Raw genomic sequence first — 16,869 nt, forward strand, 5'->3', positions numbered from 1 at the left:
AGGAACATCGTAGCAAGAACTTGTTGGGAACCTGTGAAGTTCCAGTGCGTTTCCCTTGAAATCCCCCACAATCCGCCCCAGACAGGGTACACTGTGTGTGAGGTGAATCAACAATGGCCCACACATTGCTTTTAGTGGATGATGAAGAAAAAGTGCTCGAATTTATGGCGCCTTTCTTGCGTCAGGAAGGCTTTCAGGTCCTGACCGCCCAAACGGGCAAAGAAGCGCTCCACATCGCAAACGAACAGCAGCCCGCCCTCGTCGTGCTCGACTGGATGCTCCCCGAAATGAGCGGCATCGAGGTCTGCCGGGAACTGCGCAAACATAGCCGCATCGGCATCATCATGGTCACCGCGAAAACGGAAGAGACCGACAAGATCATCGGCCTCGAAGTCGGCGCGGACGACTACATCACCAAACCATTCTCCTTGCGCGAACTCGCCGCCCGCATCCGCTCCGTCCTGCGCCGCATGGAAGGACAAGACGGGCAGGACACCCAGGATGACTCCATCAAGCGCGGCGACCTGACCATCTCCGAAGCGCAGTGCCGGGTCTGGAAGCGCGGCGAAGAGATTCCGCTCACCCCGACCCAGTTCAAGCTGCTGCTCAATCTCGCCGCCCGACCGGGCATCGTGTACAGCCGGTTGCAACTGCTGCAAGGCGCGCTCGAAGACGATTTTCTCAACGACGAACGCACCGTGGACGCGCACATCAGCCAGCTCCGCAAAAAAATCGAAGACGAGCCGTCCAACCCCGCCTACATTCAAACGGTCTACGGTTTCGGCTACCGCTTCGGAGACCGCAAATGAGCGTGCGGCGCAAACTGTTCCTCACCATCTCCCTGTTTATCGTCGGGATGGCTCTCGTCTTTGCCTTCGCCACCCAAGTCGTCATCCGCGGCATCCTCGACGTGATGGTGGAAGCGCCCAAGCTTACCGAGATCAGCGAGATCACCCGTCACTATGAGACGCCCGAGCAAATCCAGCTCCCTGCTGACGCCAGCATTCTCTTGCTGAGCCGCGACGAACGGGTGCTCTACCACAGCGGAGCCGCCACCGAGCAAACGCTGAAATTGTTCGGCATCCGCAATAAGATCAAGCAAAACGGTCAAACCGTCGCCGAGCTCTACTACCACGACGCCGACGTCGATCGCATGTCCAAACTCCGCCTCGGCGTGATGGCTTCGACCCGGTTTCTGCTGCTCTTCGGCACCGTAGTCTTTGTTCTGATCTCGCTGATCGTCGCCTTCTTCTTATCCAAACGGCTGACTAAACCTCTGCGCGCACTGCTCCCCACCATCGACCGTTTAGGCAACGGCGAGTTTGGCATCCAAGCGCCAGTCTTGAGCCGCGACGAGCACGGCAAAGTAGCCGTTGCGTTCAACAAAATGTCCACCCAGCTCCAGCAGGACGAAGAGGTGCGGCGCAATCTCGTCGCCGATGTGGCCCATGAACTGCGCACGCCGCTGACGATCATTCGCGGCAAGCTCGACCTGTTCCAGCAGCACGGCGAGCCGATTGAGCCTCAAGAACTGCTGCCCTTGCAAGACGACCTGATCCGCCTGACCCGCCTCGTCGAGGACCTGCACCAGCTCTCCCTCGCCGAAGCCAAACAGCTCCCCTTGGACAAAAAGCCCACCGAGCTCGCCGCCCTCCTGCGCCGCATCGTCGAGCGTGTGGCTTTTGACGCGGAGAGCAAAGAGATCGGATTGACCTTCGTGTCCCATGCAGATAACAAGCTCATCCAAGCCGACCCCAACCGCATCACGCAAGTCTTCCTCAACCTCCTGATCAACGCCATCCGCTATACCCCCGCAGGCGGACAAGTGTATGTGACCCTCGATGAGGAAGGCGACACCTTGCGCACCACCATCACCGACACCGGCATCGGCATCGCCCCCGAGCACCTGCCCTTCCTCTTCAACCGCTTCTACCGCACCGACACCGCCCGCGACCGCCACACCGGCGGCATGGGGCTGGGCCTGGCGATCGTCAAAGAGTTCGTACTGGCCCACGGAGGCACCATCTCGGTCGAGAGCGAGCCGGGCCAAGGCACCACTTTTACCGTGAACTTGCCGCTCCAATAAAAAAACACCACAGGGAGAACGATCACGTTCCCTGTGGTGTTTCCACCAGCTTGAGAAGCCGGTCCGGCATCTTCGTTGGTTCCGTCAACTCCACTTGACCAAACGGTGTCAACAGCGGCTTTCGAACATCCAAAAAGTACATGAAAAAGACCAGCCGCGCAGGAACCGTATCCACTTCCGGCTTTCTCATAAAATCACCGATGAGTTCGTTGCCATCCGCATTCAAATAGAGTTCGTCATACGCAACCTGCCAGCTTTCCTTCGGCAACCGCTCATCTTCCTGCGTAAACTCCCCTGCATCAAACACCGATGGCTTGGCATCCACCAACACTTCCACGAGCAGCAGATCCACATTTTCCGGTACATGATAGAGCCCGATCAACTCCACTTTCGTTTCAGCCACTAGAAACACTCCCCTTACTCTTCCTGTTTCATGACGTTCTCCCGATCATCCATCGGATGCACACCAGGTGACTGATGTGGATGTACAACATGCCCCGCCACAATCTTTCCGTCCGCTTCATACAAGACTGCGGTCACGGAACGACCCCCTATTTCCTCCTCTAACTCATAACGAGTAGCCGTTAGTTCCTGCCCTGCATACGGTGCAAGGTCTACTCCCGATGCCTGATAATTTTCCAGCATCACTTCTGTAAGGCTGTTCTTCGGGAGCGTTGACTGATCGATCAGCTTTTCTACGTGCCAGCCATACGACTCAATGTACTCCTGATGTACAGGGTCAATCGTGCTCTGACAGGCAGTCAAGAGCATCCCAACAAGGAGCAGAATGATGAAATGAATGGAGTTCTTCAGTGCTGATACCTCCAATCTGTTTGGCAAAGTTTCAGCTATCGCGTGCGAGCATGCTATAATAGTGATTATATAACAAGGTGTTCATTGCGAGGTGATTCAGATGTCCGACTCCGAACTCTGTCCGAAATTCGAAAAAGGCATGCAACTGCTCAGCAAGCGCTGGAACGGTTTTATCATCTATCAGCTCCTGTCCGGCCCGCAGCGTTTTGGCGAGATTCAAAGCGCGCTGCCGATCAGCGGACGTCTGTTGTCCGAACGGCTGAAAGACTTAGAAGAAGAAGGCATCGTCACCCGCGAGGTATTCCCGGAAGTGCCCGTGCGGGTCGAATACGCCTTGACCGATAAAGGACGTGCATTAGAATCGATCATTCGCGGCCTCGAAAAGTGGGCCGAATCTTGGGTCGGTCTCGAATAAGCAATACGCAGTTCCCGAAAGCCAATTCCCTCAGCGGAATTGGCTTTTTTATTTCGCTTGACAAGGACAAGTTACCCATCGTAATATACTTACATAAAGTAACTAACGAACAAAAAATAATCGTAAAGAGAGGTACTTTCCCATGAACCTTGGACTTTTGATCATTCGTCTTGTTATCGGCCTGCTCTTCGTCGGGCATGGCGCACAAAAACTGTTTGGCTGGTTCGGCGGCTACGGGCTGAAAGGCACAGGCGGCTGGCTGGAATCGATCGGGATCAAACCGGGCGTGCTGGCTGCCCTGTTCGCAGGTCTCGCCGAACTGATCGGCGGCGCACTGTTTGCTGCCGGTGTCTTCACCCCGGTCGGCGCGGCGCTGATCGTCATCACCATGCTGGTGGCCATCATCACCGTCCACGGCAAAAACGGCTTGTGGTCGACATCGAACGGGATGGAATACAACCTCGTGCTGATCGCCGCAGCGGTTGGCGTAGCTCTGATCGGCCCGGGCGCGTACGTATTGTTCTAATGCTCAGAGAGATGCTATTGGTTATAATTGGAGAGAGAAGGAGTGAACTTAGATGATCGACATTCGCCCAGCCGCATCCCGTTTTAGCGCAGACCACGGCTGGCTGCAAAGCAATTTCAGCTTTTCTTTTGCCGACTACTACGACCCTGACAACCGCCTGTTTGGCCCGTTGCGCGTGTTCAACGATGATGTGGTGCAGCCCGCAAATGGGTTTGGCGAACATCCGCATCAGGAGATGGAGATCGTCTCCATCGTCCTGCGCGGTCAGTTGCAGCACCGCGACAGCATGGGCAACACCGATGTCCTCCGCCCCGGTGAAATCCAGCGCATGACCGCCGGCACCGGCATCGTGCACTCCGAAGTCAACCCGTCAGAAACGGAAGACCTCAGCTTCCTGCAGCTCTGGTTCCTGCCGAGCATCCGGGGGTTGGAGCCGTCCTACGAGCAGCTCGCCTATGATCAGGAAGCGCTGGTCAATAACCTGCTGCCCGTCGTCTCCAACCAGCCCGCTTCGGAAAAAGTGGCGCGTATCCACCAAGACGTCACGCTCTACCTGTCCAAGTTGGAAGGCGGCAAAGAGCTTACCTTCGAGCAGGAGTCCGGCCGTTACATCTACGTCTTCGTCATCGAAGGCGACCTGACCCTGAACGGAGTAACGCTCCACAGTCGTGATTCCGCACGGATCACCGATGTGACCCAACTGGACATCGCAAGCGGCAGCGGTGCCCACTTCATGCTGATCGACCTGCCCGCACAGGCGTAACAACTGAAACAAAATGGAAAAAAAGCCCGTCTAACAAGTAATGAACTTGTCAGGAGGGCTTTTTTCGTATGAATTATAAAGTAGTTAGCAACGTACCGCATAACATCAAGCTTCAAGGCTCGATCAAAGAAGGCATCTGGCCGGAATTCATGTTCCACGACCCGCTCGCCAACGCCAACTGGCTGCCGATGTTTGAGCACTACCCGGAATATCAACTGACCCTGATGCAGGGCGAAGAGGTCATCGGGTTTGCCAACGCCATGTCCTGTGTCTGGGAAGGCGACTTCGACCAGCTCCCCGATCAAGGCTGGGACTGGGCGCTGACCCAAGGCATCGCCGATGCGGACAAGAAAGATTCGCACAGCCTGCTGCTCGGCCTGCAGATATCGGTCAACCCGCAGCATCTCAGCAAAGGGATCTCCTACCTGATCCTGCAAGAGATGATCAACCTGGCGAAGCAAAAGAACCTCACCCACATCGCGATCCCGGTCCGCCCAAACCTCAAGACCAAATATCCGCTGACCCCGATCGATCAGTACGTCGAATGGAAACGTGAAGACGGTTTGCCCCTCGACCCGTGGCTGCGCGTCCATGTCCGTTCCGGCGGGAAGATCATCAAGACCTGCCACCAAGCGATGCACGTCCCCGGCACCATCGCCGAATGGGAAGAGTGGACCGGCATGAAGTTCCCCGCCTCAGGCGACTACATCATCGACGGTGCGCTGTCCCCGGTAAACATGAACGTGGAAGAAGACCGCGGCTTGTATGTGGAGCCAAACGTTTGGGTGCTGTACGAAGTGTAGGGAGCGTGTCCCTCTTATTTCTCAATGGCTAACCGGAATAACAAAAGTGCCAGCACAATGGTCACCGGCGTCATGACCATCGTTTCAAAGCCGGAGTTGGAAGCCAGATTGCCGATCGTATTCAGCACCATCATCCCAAACAGCACCCAGATCCCGACTTGCACCGTTCTGCTGAACTTCCCTTTGAGAACATACCCTGCTTTGGCAGCAACGATCAAAAGGAAAAAGGCTTGCATGATGATCGAGATGATTTCAAACATGATGACATCTGCTTCATTCGTTAACCGTCCGCCCCATACGAAATCATACGGTAGAATTTTGAGCAGGATCAGGGCATGCATCAAAAGAGCTGCTGTACTGATGGCGATGATGACCGTGCTGGCCAATCGAACGCTGATCACCTTTTTCATATTTCCTCCCTCTGCACAAAAACACCACAGGACATTGGCTCCTGTGGTGTTTGTCATGTTACGCGTTTGTCGTTTCCATCACCGCAAAGTAGTTCTCTTCACCGTCTGCGAAGTTAAAGACGCGGCTCGGCCCCATCTCTACGATCTCGCCGACTTTGACGTTTTTGTTGGTCAAGTTGGCATACAAGCCATCGAGGTCAGACGTGGTAAACATCAGTGACGGCGTGCCGAGGTTCAGCTCCGGGGACATTTTCGCGATGAACTCCTTGTCATGCAAAATGATGCTCGTCTGTGCATCCTTGCTGGGAGCGACTTCGATATATCTCATCGGCCCGTTGTTTACCTCCGAGATCACCTGGAACCCTACTTTCTCCGTCCAGAATTCCACTGCTGCGTCCTGGTTGTTTACGTATACCATAACTTGACCCAGTTTGTTGATCATCGACAGAAATCCCCTCTCCTGCTTGCTGGCTTGCTTATGTAACTACCCTTCATCATAACATATACAGTATAATCTGACATTGCAAATCAACCACTAGTTAAAGGTCAGCTCAATGCCTCCGACCAGCTTTGCAGCGCCTCCTCCAACTTCCCAAACACCACAAACCGTGCCTGCCGATGCACCTCTCGCCCCTCGGCAAACAGCAGGATCGTCGGAGCCGTAAACACCAGAAACTCCCCAGCCACCCCCGGCGATTCATCCGCCGAAACCAGCACCGCATTCACCTGCGGATACTGCTTCAGCAGCTCTTCCGTTTTATCAAACACGTCATCACACACCCCACAGTCGGCCGTTTTCACAAACAGCATGCAAAGTGGATGCAAGTTGAGATGTTCCTTCACCTCAGACAGTTCCAGCAGTTTTTTCATGGCTCTCACCCCTCCGTTACTTCACGAGTGCTGCCCTCAAACTTACGCCATATTCCAGATACCCCTTCAAGCAGGTCAGCATATAGACCCAGCCTTCTTTGTTGTCTATCATCTTACTCAGCAAATCATCGTCCTTCTCGTTAAACCCGTCCTCGTTGACTGCGATGATTGTAACAGCCGGGTCTACTTCTTCCATAGTGATCGTGACAGTCGTGTCTCCCCATGCATACACGATTTTCTTATTCTCTTGGATCTCCACTACCTTGATGTCCACTTGTGCGTTGTATTCCTCATATCTCAACGTCACCGTCTCGCCTTCCGTCCATCTCCCCGACCCCGACGAGAACCAAAAATGAGACATTTTCTCAGTGTCTACAAATGCCTCAAACACGTCACTAGCCGCTGCTGCGATCTTCATTTTGGTAAGGTTGTTCAATCTGAATCACTCTCTTTCGCTATATCATCTAAAATAAAAGCCCTTTTGCGTCGAAAAAGGGCTTGTCTTCCTATTATCTAATCTTCCCTTGCAAACAAACCGTGCCATGCTGCGCAGGAGGAATTGGCTTATTCGACTGGATGCTAAATTGAACCAACTCTCCTTGAGCATTTGACTGGAGTATGACCCTCTTTGTGATCTGGAGTTGCAATCTCGTACCCTTTGTCTTGAATAACATCAGATTCCCCTCCTTTACCTCTCATTCGACTTGCTATATGCATTGAATTTGGAGCGTTCCATTTCCTTCCTCATCTAACTCCACTTTCTCATGAGGAATGAATTCTTTCGTCCAAATTTCAATCCCTGTTTCCAGCCAGTCGATAAATTGAAGTTTTTCCTTCTTCTCAGGAGCCAAAGCGCGCCAACCTTCAATTCCTATTTTATCAAAAACAGGGTTAGCCTCGATCTCTGCTTGTATGGGATCTTCTCGAAAAGCTGTATACAACTTAATTTTATCGGGATAGATCCCGATGCTGGCCAACATAGCCATCGCCCTTTGTATCGAAGCTACAAACTGGTATTTGACCTTACCCCATTTAGATCGATTGATCGTTCTTTTGCACTCTACAATATGAAGTTCCCAATGGCCGGGGCTGTATTCTAGCAGCAGCATGCCATCTGCACACTTCTCTTTTTTAAGATGAGCACACGCCTTCCCTTCAAGTGTGAGTACATAAGCTTGCACCGCCGGTAGTATACACGATACGTTTGCTTCACCATCTTCACTGACCCGTGTTTCCACAACATTCGTGCGTTGATCGAGAATCAGCTTATAGTGGTCATCCTTGATCCATAATTCCAACCGCTCTTGAATCGTGCTACTCGTCATCTTCTTCATCGTCTGAATTCTCCATGAGGTCGATGGTTTCTTTTGCTAACTTCCGAATGCTGTTCGTAAACGTAGGAATCGCAAACCCGCTCTCCGTAAGCGGCTGGCTACGAATAAGCGTTTTCCGATCTACCACATCAAACTGATACACTTTTCCCTTAGCCGGATCGAGAAAATCCACTTCATCATAGTTGTACTGCTTCGCAAGTTCCTCTTGCTGGGAGTGATTGTTCAGTTTGATCAGATTGTTGAACTGCTGGAGCATGGTATCGCTATGCGTCGTGATCCAGACAGGAAGTCCTGCATTGACGAGACGCACGATCGCTCTTGCCATTTGTCTTTGCATGTCTAAATGCAAGTGAGCTTCAGGTTCCTCAATAATCAGAGTCTGTATTTTGTTATCCGACTTAAGAAATAAAACAATCGGAGCTAGCTCTGCAACGAGTGAAGAAGTAACATGAAGTGACAGTTGTCCTTCGATATGGTCGGGGGAAAAGAAATAATAGGGTACAGGGGACTGGTCTTTTTCAATTTTCCCTTCGAGAATTTCCTTCTCTAAAAAAGATGCAATCTCATAAAAGGGATTCTGGGGATCAAGATCAAGGTCAACTAGCTCAGACAGAAAACTTGTTACCGGAGCCGTGAGTTTTCCCATTTGATCATCCGGCCCCATAGTCTGAAACCCTTGACGCAATGCCCTCTTAGCAAGAGCCTTATACGTAAGCATAAAGCCAGTTCGGGAAGCTGGGAGATAAAATGCTCCCGAATACCACAGGGATGCTCGATTTAGGATAAGTGCAAAGCATAGACTTTGAATTAGAATATAGCGACTTACGTGGTCTTTGTCTGCATTTAGTATCCACGGTACTTCTACAATAAAGTTGTTAGATTCGACTCGAAAAGGTTTTGATCTCAAACTTTTCTTTTGAAGAACACGAATTGGAGCATTCGATCCATAAAATGAAAGATAGACCTTTGAAATAGGGATCTCAGCATTGAATATGCGTCGTACCAAGTCATCCTTTTGCAAATGAAGAGTCTCGTTGAAAAAATCAGTAACTAGCTTGATCCCCACCTCATCAAGGATAAATTCGTTCTGATCGGTTCTACTACATAGCCATTTCGACAAACTTTTGTATGTATCCGTAGTGGGGATTTCCTGCGGAAAAAAATCATGATCGATATTAAGAAGCCCCCACAGCAATGTCATCACATAACTTTTCCCACTGTTGTTGTCGCCGGCAAAGATCATAAGCGGGCTAACCTCAATGCTTGCCTTTTCGATCTTTCCAAACCCCTCAATGTTTAAAGTCCAATGCTGAAGCAACGCGGCTCACCTCTTTTTCTATAACCTACTACCATTCTAGGCATAATCATGCCAAGGCAAAACCAGTCTATCATGTTGTTACTCTATTTTCTAGAAATAAAAACCAAAAAGAACCCTGTCCAATCGAACAGAGTCCCAATGATTCATATTTACCCCCTCAAAGATCCAACCCCAATACTTCCCGAAACAGCTTCGCCTCTTCACCCTCGGCCAGAATTCCGCTTTCCTCATCTTCTGTAAACGGAATCCACTGCCAGTCTTCCGATCCGGCAAACGCGACGCGTGACCAGTTGTCGAGGAACTCCAAAAAGGTGCCTAAACGATACCCATGCCCGTCCCCATCATCGTGGCTGAGATAGATCACCTGCGGGTCGTCACTGCCGTCTAGATCAAACGCAAATTGATCCCCGTTTGCCACCCAAGAGAAAGCCAGCTTGTTATGCCAGATCTGGTCATACTCATCTTCTTCATTTGAAAAGCAATTTTCGATCCGGCTTTTCCGATCTTCCTCTAAGCGCACCATTTGTCCCAGATCCCAGTGCGGATCTCCTGAAAAAATTCCCGAGAGTTCATCCGGCAGCTCAAACTCATTTGGCAAGTCCCAGTACATGTCAAAGTCCGCAGCAAATTCAAGCAACACCTTCCGAAAACTCTTCGGAAACTTAACACCGACCTGTTCTTCCACAGCTGCAATCTGCTCTTCCGTGGCCGGTTCTCCGACTTTCACCTCAACTTCCTCGCCGCTGATCTCCCCCATGCGGTCGGCAATCGTTTGAATGCGCTGTCTGAACACGGAAAAATCCATTCGAAACACTCTCCTTCATTCGTACTACGTCACAAGATACTCTTTCAGTATGCCTAATCCCCGCTTCAACTCTTCAATTAGAAAAGCCTGATCGCAAGCGACAACCCCCACGTAAAATACTTTAGGTTTCTACTTTAGCCTTGCTACATTCAATCGTATGCACAATTACCAAAGTCCTATTGACGATATATAAATTGATCTGATAGCATTTATTTAAGACCATACAAAACCATTAACTCAGGAGGGGAAAAGAAGAATGAAAATCAAAAGTTTGGCACTCACTTCCGTATCAGCTGTCTTGTTGTTTTCGTTTTCGCTGACCACCCCAACATTTGCCCAAGCCGCTAACAAAGACTCCTACACAATCGGTAAAGAGGCCCTTGCTTTCTTGCAAAGTCACAAGGTCGATGTAACTCCATTTAAGAAATCCAGCGTAATCAGCGACAAGATCTACAGCAAACAAAACCCATCGGTTAGCCTTTCAAAATCAAGCTTATACGACGAAGAAGTCCTGTCTGTGTTTCGCAACTAAAAAGTGCAGAGTGTCGCGGCCATTTTGTGCATAGCACCGCCAACACCGAAATTTATGAATTTACGCTCGATAGAGCATGGCGCAAGCGATAACTCTCGCCCGTGAAGCCCAGAATGTGCGCGTGGTGAACCAATCGGTCCACCAGCGCTTTGGTCAATCGTGTATCACCGAACACGCTGTTCCACTGTCCAAACTCCAGATTGGAGGTCACGATGAGACTTCGCTGCTCGTAGCATTCCGAGATGACGTGAAACAGAAGTTCAGCGCCAGTTTGGTGAAACGGTACAAAGCCCACCTCATCCAAAATCAACAGGTCACACTTCATCAGTTCCTTATGAAATCTCGTCAAAGTCCCGCTTGCATGTCTTTCCAGCAATTTCCCAACCAGCTCCGAGACACGGTAAAACCTCACGTTATGCCCCTGCCTACAAGCTTCCATTCCTAAAGCAATTGCCAGATGGGTTTTCCCAGTTCCCACCTTGCCCAACATCAAAATGTTTTCTTTATGTTTCAGAAAGGCGAGTTCTCGTAACGACTGCTCCGTGCAATGATTTGGAAACGTGACTTCCTCAAAGTTGTACCCTTCAAACGTTTTCAAATGCGGGAAATTGGCGCGTTTCAACAGTCTTTTCATCTTGCTGGACTCACGTCCTTGGATCTCCGACTGCAGGATTGCCAGCAAGAAGTCAATCCGATTCTCGAACGGAACCGAATCGTAGTTGCTCATCACATGCGCCAGATGGAGCGTTTTGCACGCCTGCGCCAACATCTCTGTATTCATAGTGTCACCCCCAGCAGGTCGTTGTAATTAGCCAAGTCACCGGGATGATAGCCTTGAATCTCTGTCGGGGTGTGTAGCTCTTGGAACGGTTCAGGATGAAACTCAGGATGCCGTTTCTTGTACAAGGCGTGCTCTAGAGCCGTTTCAGCGCGAGAATCCCAAGGCATGAGTTCGTGCAGGCCATCGGCGATCTCCTCCATCGAATAGTTCTCCAACAAACGTCTCACAAGTGACAGGCGTGCCTTACAATTCTCCGACTCCACTTCCCTCAAGAAGCGTTTCAGGGTCTCGGGCATCATCGACACAAAGGTCGAGTATTTGACGGAACGGGGGCGCCGCTTGAGCCCGTCCAAAACGGCTCTCCACTCGACTTCTATCGTCTTGTCCGTATAGGGGCGCGGAAACTCGAAGATCTTGCTGTAAGATTCGTCCAATACCTCAATCCGATCCCACTTGACCTTGAGCAACACCCGCTGCTCCGCTTTGCATTGCGGGAGTGGATACTTGACTTTCTCGAACGACAGTTCACGATATTTGTTTAATCGGCCTATATCCAGGCGAAAGACTTCGAGCGGTTCTAATGGCAGGGAGTAAAGCATTGTCTGCTCCTGTCGCCATAGATCGTCCACCTTCTCCTTCTTCGCATAGTGAATGCGTTGACGATCCTCCCTAGATTCCTTTTCCAGATGTTCAGCCAATTGGTCGAGCGATTGAATTATGGGGATTGGGACACACCAATTCCTCCTGCCGTAACCGACCTTGTTCTCTACATTTCCTTTCTCGTTGCCACTTGCCACATTGCAGAAGACTGGTTCGAAACGGTAATGAGCACAAAACCTTGCGAACGCATCAGTCGGCTTTCGGTCACCGTTCTTCTCAATGGATGCAACCGCTGCCGCGAGGTTGTCAAACCAGATTCGTCGCGGTACACCACCTATTTGCTCAAAGAGGCGCTTCAAGGCTTCGAGGAAGCACTCGCTATTTTCCGAAGGAACAGGGAATGCGAAAGCAGCGTTGCTGAATGGGAAAGACGCTGTAAGAATCTTGCGCTCCACCAACTTCCCATTCTGCGAAACATGCGCGGTTCCAAAGTCCACCTGGGCTTCGCCACCTGGATGCTCCAGCCGTTCGTAACTCTTCGCTCGTTCATGGGCGTAAGCCGCCCGCCATTTGGACACGTACTCCTGTACCGTTCGTTCGCCGCCATTAAATCCATGCTCTGTTTTGAGACGGTGGAAGACCCGCCGAGCGGTGTGGCGCTGTTTGCGTGGAAGAGCCTCGTCATCCATAAGCCATGTATCTATGATTTCGAGAAACGGACCGAGAACCGGATAACGTCCGAATCGTTTTCCAGTCGTCTCGTTCCAATCGTCCTTGTCCGCATATTTTTTGGCAGTTCTCCAATTTATGTCCAATCGTTCTGCAATTTCGGTAATCGAACACCCTTCGTGTTCGCGCAAAAATTTGATATACTGTTGCTCAGGCACTTTCAACATCCTCTCGATCCCCCTTGGTCGTCGCAAACCGTAGGGTAAGATAGTAGATCGATGTTGGCAAGTGCTTTTTTAATGCCAAAATGTCGCGGGCAAAGTCTGCACTTTTACGCCGCGACATTCTGCATTTTCATTATGCGATAAACACCTGTCGCTCAAACAACAAGCTGCAGCCTACAACTTCACCGACGGGCAGATCCAACAATACGTAAAAGGGATCGTAAACACTACGCCCAACATTATCAATGATGCCAGCATGAGTATGACTTCTTATAGCGTCGATGCGATGCCCTTGTCCACTCGTACTGATTCCGGTGGTGTTGGCTATGAAGTAAAATCCACTTCCGGTTGGAATCAAGCGACAGCCTTCGCAACAATCCCTACTGCTTATCGGGCAACCGGTACATCCGGATACATGTTCTATACGGTGTCCTCACCCACCTCGAACTGGGCAATTGATGTCGGTTTGTGGTATGGGTCTGGATACGACGGTACTGGCTGGAGAGGCGTCTACAACAGCAATGACCCTGCCCCCACAGGCGGCCAGCATGCTACAACAGGCGTGCTTAGTGCCTTGACGCCAGGCAAAGTCGTTTACCTCCAGTCGAAAGTAAGGTCTGATGGCTACTTGGAGACAAAAGTTCTGGATGGCAAAGACTTCAGCATTGTCTATGACCACCAGCTGTACTATGTCGGCAGCCACAACATCTACACCTCGAACGCTATTTTCAACCGACAAATTACGTTGTGCACAGACAGCGGGGTCTTCACCAACGGCTCCTATATGCGCAATGCTAAATTCAGCAGCGCATACCTGTATTCGAACACCGGCTATGCTCCGGTATCCTCTACAAACACCGTTTCAGGTCGTCGCGGAGCATTTGGGTCGAATAGCACCACTGTGAATAAAGTGACTGTGAACAGTTATACACAGTGGGATTCTGAAGACATCTCCATTCAATTCTAATACTTACTCCGAAAGCCCCTTTCATTTCGAAAGGGGCCTTCATTGTTCATGGAAGCTTATAGCACAATCCCTCTCTCCTGCAACTTACCAACCATCGTCACATGAAGCCCGTTCACAATCCGCAGAGCTTCCTGATACTCCCCCTGCTGCTCCAACACACCGGCCAGCTTCAACGCGACCTCTTCCATCTCCGCCAGCAGATCATGCTTTTCAAAAATGGTCATTGCCTGCTGCAAATACTTCCAACCCTTCTCCAACTCACCACGGCCGAACTGCAGCAAACCCAACACCCGATACACCTTCCCCACAGCCTGGTGATCGTGCGGAAGCATCAACCGTGCCTTTTCAGAGAAAGCGCCAGCCTCATCATTCTTCTGAGAGTCCAAACAGAGAGCAGCCAGATCCGCATACACTTCCCCGGCCCGTGCCAGATCGTTTCGCTTCTCATACTGCTCCGCCATCTCCACCAAATGCCGAACCGAATCCCCTTGGCTGTCCTTCCGCAAAAGCACCAACTGACGCTTCCAATCCATCGCCTTTTCCTGTTCTTTCACTTCACTCAACAAAGCCAGAGCCTTCGTCGAATACTCCTCCGCCAGCTCATACTTCTGCTGTCGGTGAGCCGTAACAGCGATCTGCAGATACAGATTCCCCTTCTGCTCCAAATCCTCAACGCCTTCACAGAACAACACAGCTTCCATATAGTATCGAACCGCTTCCTCCGCCTTCCCCATCTTCTGATAAATCGCCGCCATCTGCGTTAAGAGTTCGAGCCGAACCGTAGTCGCCCCATCTTCAATCTCCCCAAACGCCTCCAGCGCCCGACTCGTATGAAACAAAGCAAGTGTATACTCCTTCCCCCGAAGCGCCGCGTCCCCCAACAGCATCAGCACCCGCACCAACCGCTCCTGTTCCTTCCCAAGTAGAGCTGATTCCTGCACCTCCTGAAAAATCTCAGTCGCCTGTTTCCCCCGCCCTGTCTCCAAGTAACACACACCAAGCTCCATCATCAGATCCATCCAAGAAATCTGCCCATTCGCCTGCTCCCGTACTTCCTCCAGCAAAGGAATCGCCGACAGATACTGCCCCGCATACACCATCCCCAGTGCCATCTTAAACTTGCTCGTCACTTCCATATCCAAGTGCAAATCCTTCAGCAAATACTCCATCGCCACATCCAACCGTTCCGCAATCCCCGCCAACACCCGATACGACGGACGCGCCCGATCCGCTTCAATCTGCGAAATCATACTCGGCGTGCAAATGCCTTTTGACAGCTCAACCTGGGTGATCCCTTTCTTCATCCGAAACTCACGAATCCGCGCGCCAATTGTTGATTCTTTCATTTGTTTATCCTCCCTCTCATTACAAACGCTCCTATTACCATTGTATAGAAGGAGTTAATCAACAAAAGGTGATTTTAACATCTCGTATCACCTGTTTGGTGTGGATTATATAGACTGATATTTCAGTACAAATATAAATAAAAACAAACGTTATATGTAGCGAAACGTTTAGATTTGTATATACACCCGCCCTGTATTTGTTTATCATATAACTAACAGTTTTTACTTTCGACGACCGGCAACAGTCTCATCTGAATAAGGAGGGCAGCATGAAGACTTTCGAACCAGACACCCAAAGCTTCGTCATCCCAGCCCAACTCGGCCAGCGCATCATGGAGATCATGGAGGAGAAAGGCAGAGCATTCACCCAGCAGGCCCTTGCGAATCGCATTGGTATGAACCGAGTGACCCTTTCCAAAAAGCTGCATGGGGAGCGGGAGTTTTATTTGTTTGAATTAAGACGGATAGCCGATGCATTTCATATATCATTGGAAAGATTGTTGAAAGCAGACATTGCAGAAGAAGAAGCAGAACTGGAAGAACTTTTTAAGACCCATACTGATTTCTTTCGTGCATTTGATATAGCGCAAAAACTTGTTCATCTAGCCATTGGTATCACAGAACGAGGTAAATCCCTAAATGACTTAGGTCGAGCATTCTACTACTTGAAGAAGTACGATGAAGCTTACTCCGTGTGGAAGGAATGCTATTTATATGCGAAACAGCTCTCCGAACAGTACCGAGATTCTAATTTGCTTATGAGAGTCGTGAGCAATTTGATGCTCACCTATACTGTTAGAAAAGAATACTCAAATCTTGCCGAGATGATAACGCAAATTGAACCTGCTCTCTCAAACGACCCAGCACGGGCAGCCTTTATTAACTATTCTCTCGCCTTGATTGCCGAAAACCAAGGAAATTCGGATGAAGCCCGTACTAAATATCAAAAGTCTCTTGAATATTACTCGATCTGGGACTCCAAAAACGACCTAGCAAGAGCATGGCATAACACGGCAACTTTCGAATACCGGCAGAGTAATTTTGAAGTAGCTGAACGCTATTTTGAAATGGCACTTCCACTCCTCCTACCCAAAGCACAAGATGCGCTGGTATGCATCAAAGAGTATTCGAAGGCGCTAATCAAACTCGGCAAATACGATAAAGCAGATCAATTGCTCCACCAGGGACTAACTCTACAAGGGGACGAGCGGTTTGGTTCCCCTAACATTTATCGAGCAAAACTTCAGATCTTACTCTCCATAATCAAAAACGATCCAACGTACGCCAAGGCTGTGCTAAACATGGACAACGTGAACGACAAAACAAAATCCTTCGCAGCACGGTTTCTATTTGACTTTTATGAGTCTAAGGATGACTCATCCCAAGCCATCCACTATTATAGAATCGTACGACAACTCACAGACGGCGTAGGTGCCATTATTGACGAGGAGGATTTTTAATGAAAAAGCTTCTTGTTGTTGGTTCTCTGTTTTCATTTTTAGTACTCGGTACGATTTCTACAATTGCGGTGACAGCGCCAGAAAGCGTGTATGTGGCTGAGAATCTGCCAATTAATCCGTTCTCGATCGCGTTGACGTAACAAAGAA

Annotated in this window: 22 protein-coding genes; 10 read left to right on the forward strand and 12 right to left on the reverse strand. The window is 50.2% G+C overall.

Annotated elements, in window-relative coordinates; all coding sequences use genetic code 11:
* The first annotated feature begins 113 nt into the window (after positions 1–113).
* Both CBW65_RS01860 and CBW65_RS01865 read left to right on the forward strand, forming a co-directional pair.
* Positions 114–809: a response regulator gene (locus CBW65_RS01860; protein ID WP_087455332.1), complete on the forward strand. Its 696-nt coding sequence runs from the start codon at positions 114–116 to the stop codon at positions 807–809.
* A complete protein-coding gene (locus CBW65_RS01865; RefSeq protein ID WP_087455333.1) occupies positions 806–2,086 on the forward strand; it encodes a sensor histidine kinase in 1,281 nt (426 codons plus the stop codon). Before CBW65_RS01860 ends, CBW65_RS01865 begins: the two co-directional genes overlap by 4 nt.
* A gap of 22 nt (positions 2,087–2,108) precedes the next feature.
* Here the strand turns inward: CBW65_RS01865 and CBW65_RS01870 are convergent, their stop codons facing one another.
* Positions 2,109–2,489 carry a hypothetical protein gene (locus tag CBW65_RS01870; RefSeq protein ID WP_087455334.1) on the reverse strand — a complete coding sequence of 127 codons (381 nt, stop codon included), beginning with the start codon at positions 2,487–2,489 and terminating at the stop codon, positions 2,109–2,111.
* Between the two features lie 14 nt (positions 2,490–2,503).
* The gene (locus CBW65_RS01875) at positions 2,504–2,926 is read right to left on the reverse strand and encodes a DUF4830 domain-containing protein (protein WP_157721716.1); all 423 of its coding nucleotides are present in this window, start codon (positions 2,924–2,926) and stop codon (positions 2,504–2,506) included.
* Positions 2,927–2,999: 73 nt separating this feature from the next.
* Between CBW65_RS01875 and CBW65_RS01880 the strand changes: the two genes are divergently transcribed.
* The 4 genes from CBW65_RS01880 (at position 3,000) to CBW65_RS01895 (ending at position 5,406) form a co-directional block, all read left to right on the forward strand.
* Positions 3,000–3,314, forward strand: coding sequence for a winged helix-turn-helix transcriptional regulator (locus CBW65_RS01880; protein WP_087455336.1), 315 nt, complete (start codon positions 3,000–3,002; stop codon positions 3,312–3,314).
* 142 nt (positions 3,315–3,456) lie between these two features.
* A complete protein-coding gene (locus tag CBW65_RS01885; protein ID WP_087455337.1) occupies positions 3,457–3,840 on the forward strand; it encodes a DoxX family protein in 384 nt (127 codons plus the stop codon).
* 52 nt (positions 3,841–3,892) lie between these two features.
* On the forward strand, positions 3,893–4,603 hold the full coding sequence (locus CBW65_RS01890) for a pirin family protein (protein ID WP_087455338.1): 711 nt from the start codon (positions 3,893–3,895) through the stop codon (positions 4,601–4,603).
* A 68-nt stretch (positions 4,604–4,671) separates the two neighbouring features.
* Positions 4,672–5,406: a hypothetical protein gene (locus tag CBW65_RS01895; protein ID WP_087455339.1), complete on the forward strand. Its 735-nt coding sequence runs from the start codon at positions 4,672–4,674 to the stop codon at positions 5,404–5,406.
* 14 nt (positions 5,407–5,420) lie between these two features.
* Here the strand turns inward: CBW65_RS01895 and CBW65_RS01900 are convergent, their stop codons facing one another.
* The 7 genes from CBW65_RS01900 to CBW65_RS01930 all read right to left on the reverse strand — a co-directional run bounded on the left by CBW65_RS01900 (position 5,421) and on the right by CBW65_RS01930 (position 10,143).
* Complete coding sequence (locus CBW65_RS01900) at positions 5,421–5,816, reverse strand: hypothetical protein (protein ID WP_087455340.1); 396 nt, start codon at positions 5,814–5,816, stop codon at positions 5,421–5,423.
* Positions 5,817–5,874: 58 nt separating this feature from the next.
* Positions 5,875–6,258, reverse strand: coding sequence for a VOC family protein (locus tag CBW65_RS01905; protein WP_087455341.1), 384 nt, complete (start codon positions 6,256–6,258; stop codon positions 5,875–5,877).
* 104 nt (positions 6,259–6,362) lie between these two features.
* Positions 6,363–6,686 carry a thioredoxin family protein gene (locus tag CBW65_RS01910; protein WP_087455342.1) on the reverse strand — a complete coding sequence of 108 codons (324 nt, stop codon included), beginning with the start codon at positions 6,684–6,686 and terminating at the stop codon, positions 6,363–6,365.
* Positions 6,687–6,702: 16 nt separating this feature from the next.
* Positions 6,703–7,122: an SRPBCC family protein gene (locus CBW65_RS01915; RefSeq protein ID WP_232463425.1), complete on the reverse strand. Its 420-nt coding sequence runs from the start codon at positions 7,120–7,122 to the stop codon at positions 6,703–6,705.
* Positions 7,123–7,393: 271 nt separating this feature from the next.
* The gene (locus CBW65_RS01920; RefSeq protein WP_087455343.1) at positions 7,394–8,020 is read right to left on the reverse strand and encodes a hypothetical protein; all 627 of its coding nucleotides are present in this window, start codon (positions 8,018–8,020) and stop codon (positions 7,394–7,396) included.
* Positions 8,001–9,338, reverse strand: a complete 1,338-nt coding sequence (locus CBW65_RS01925; protein ID WP_087455344.1) for an AAA family ATPase — start codon at positions 9,336–9,338, stop codon at positions 8,001–8,003. The genes CBW65_RS01920 and CBW65_RS01925 overlap by 20 nt, the downstream gene beginning before the upstream one ends.
* Positions 9,339–9,495: 157 nt before the next feature.
* On the reverse strand, positions 9,496–10,143 hold the full coding sequence (locus CBW65_RS01930; RefSeq protein WP_087455345.1) for an SMI1/KNR4 family protein: 648 nt from the start codon (positions 10,141–10,143) through the stop codon (positions 9,496–9,498).
* Positions 10,144–10,399: 256 nt separating this feature from the next.
* Between CBW65_RS01930 and CBW65_RS01935 the strand changes: the two genes are divergently transcribed.
* Positions 10,400–10,675 (forward strand): hypothetical protein, encoded by a 276-nt coding sequence (locus CBW65_RS01935; RefSeq protein WP_087455346.1) that lies wholly within the window; start codon positions 10,400–10,402, stop codon positions 10,673–10,675.
* Positions 10,676–10,727: 52 nt separating this feature from the next.
* Here the strand turns inward: CBW65_RS01935 and istB are convergent, their stop codons facing one another.
* Positions 10,728–11,456, reverse strand: coding sequence for an IS21-like element helper ATPase IstB (istB, locus tag CBW65_RS01940; protein ID WP_087455347.1), 729 nt, complete (start codon positions 11,454–11,456; stop codon positions 10,728–10,730).
* On the reverse strand, positions 11,453–12,952 hold the full coding sequence (gene istA, locus CBW65_RS01945) for an IS21 family transposase (RefSeq protein ID WP_087455348.1): 1,500 nt from the start codon (positions 12,950–12,952) through the stop codon (positions 11,453–11,455). The genes istB and istA overlap by 4 nt, the downstream gene beginning before the upstream one ends.
* Before the next feature lie 253 nt (positions 12,953–13,205).
* Between istA and CBW65_RS01950 the strand changes: the two genes are divergently transcribed.
* A complete protein-coding gene (locus CBW65_RS01950; protein ID WP_157721717.1) occupies positions 13,206–13,916 on the forward strand; it encodes a hypothetical protein in 711 nt (236 codons plus the stop codon).
* Positions 13,917–13,972: 56 nt separating this feature from the next.
* On the opposite strand, the gene CBW65_RS01955 is transcribed toward CBW65_RS01950, so the two are convergent.
* Positions 13,973–15,262, reverse strand: coding sequence for a helix-turn-helix domain-containing protein (locus CBW65_RS01955; protein WP_087455350.1), 1,290 nt, complete (start codon positions 15,260–15,262; stop codon positions 13,973–13,975).
* A gap of 269 nt (positions 15,263–15,531) precedes the next feature.
* On the opposite strand from CBW65_RS01955, the gene CBW65_RS01960 reads away from it, so the two are divergent.
* Together CBW65_RS01960 and CBW65_RS24000 are read left to right on the forward strand one after the other, a co-directional pair.
* Positions 15,532–16,722, forward strand: coding sequence for a helix-turn-helix domain-containing protein (locus tag CBW65_RS01960; protein ID WP_087455351.1), 1,191 nt, complete (start codon positions 15,532–15,534; stop codon positions 16,720–16,722).
* Positions 16,722–16,862 (forward strand): hypothetical protein, encoded by a 141-nt coding sequence (locus CBW65_RS24000; RefSeq protein WP_157721718.1) that lies wholly within the window; start codon positions 16,722–16,724, stop codon positions 16,860–16,862. Before CBW65_RS01960 ends, CBW65_RS24000 begins: the two co-directional genes overlap by 1 nt.
* The last annotated feature ends 7 nt before the right edge of the window (positions 16,863–16,869 follow it).

This window comes from Tumebacillus avium, from assembly GCF_002162355.1.
GTDB classification, from domain to species: Bacteria; Bacillota; Bacilli; order Tumebacillales; family Tumebacillaceae; genus Tumebacillus_A; species Tumebacillus_A avium.

Excerpts from the sequence above, each read along its gene's own strand:
- CBW65_RS01860 (WP_087455332.1), top strand. The coding sequence starts at position 114 with ATGGCCCACACATTGCTTTTAGTGGATGATGAAGAAAAAGTGCTCGAA.
- CBW65_RS01865 (WP_087455333.1), top strand. The coding sequence starts at position 806 with ATGAGCGTGCGGCGCAAACTGTTCCTCACCATCTCCCTGTTTATCGTC.
- CBW65_RS01880 (WP_087455336.1), top strand. The coding sequence starts at position 3,000 with ATGTCCGACTCCGAACTCTGTCCGAAATTCGAAAAAGGCATGCAACTG.
- CBW65_RS01885 (WP_087455337.1), top strand. The coding sequence starts at position 3,457 with ATGAACCTTGGACTTTTGATCATTCGTCTTGTTATCGGCCTGCTCTTC.
- CBW65_RS01890 (WP_087455338.1), top strand. The coding sequence starts at position 3,893 with ATGATCGACATTCGCCCAGCCGCATCCCGTTTTAGCGCAGACCACGGC.
- CBW65_RS01895 (WP_087455339.1), top strand. The coding sequence starts at position 4,672 with ATGAATTATAAAGTAGTTAGCAACGTACCGCATAACATCAAGCTTCAA.
- CBW65_RS01900 (WP_087455340.1), bottom strand. The coding sequence starts at position 5,816 with ATGAAAAAGGTGATCAGCGTTCGATTGGCCAGCACGGTCATCATCGCC.
- CBW65_RS01905 (WP_087455341.1), bottom strand. The coding sequence starts at position 6,258 with ATGATCAACAAACTGGGTCAAGTTATGGTATACGTAAACAACCAGGAC.
- CBW65_RS01910 (WP_087455342.1), bottom strand. The coding sequence starts at position 6,686 with ATGAAAAAACTGCTGGAACTGTCTGAGGTGAAGGAACATCTCAACTTG.
- CBW65_RS01920 (WP_087455343.1), bottom strand. The coding sequence starts at position 8,020 with ATGAAGAAGATGACGAGTAGCACGATTCAAGAGCGGTTGGAATTATGG.
- CBW65_RS01930 (WP_087455345.1), bottom strand. The coding sequence starts at position 10,143 with ATGGATTTTTCCGTGTTCAGACAGCGCATTCAAACGATTGCCGACCGC.
- CBW65_RS01935 (WP_087455346.1), top strand. The coding sequence starts at position 10,400 with ATGAAAATCAAAAGTTTGGCACTCACTTCCGTATCAGCTGTCTTGTTG.
- istB (WP_087455347.1), bottom strand. The coding sequence starts at position 11,456 with ATGAATACAGAGATGTTGGCGCAGGCGTGCAAAACGCTCCATCTGGCG.
- istA (WP_087455348.1), bottom strand. The coding sequence starts at position 12,952 with ATGTTGAAAGTGCCTGAGCAACAGTATATCAAATTTTTGCGCGAACAC.
- CBW65_RS01950 (WP_157721717.1), top strand. The coding sequence starts at position 13,206 with ATGAGTATGACTTCTTATAGCGTCGATGCGATGCCCTTGTCCACTCGT.
- CBW65_RS01955 (WP_087455350.1), bottom strand. The coding sequence starts at position 15,262 with ATGAAAGAATCAACAATTGGCGCGCGGATTCGTGAGTTTCGGATGAAG.
- CBW65_RS01960 (WP_087455351.1), top strand. The coding sequence starts at position 15,532 with ATGAAGACTTTCGAACCAGACACCCAAAGCTTCGTCATCCCAGCCCAA.
- CBW65_RS24000 (WP_157721718.1), top strand. The coding sequence starts at position 16,722 with ATGAAAAAGCTTCTTGTTGTTGGTTCTCTGTTTTCATTTTTAGTACTC.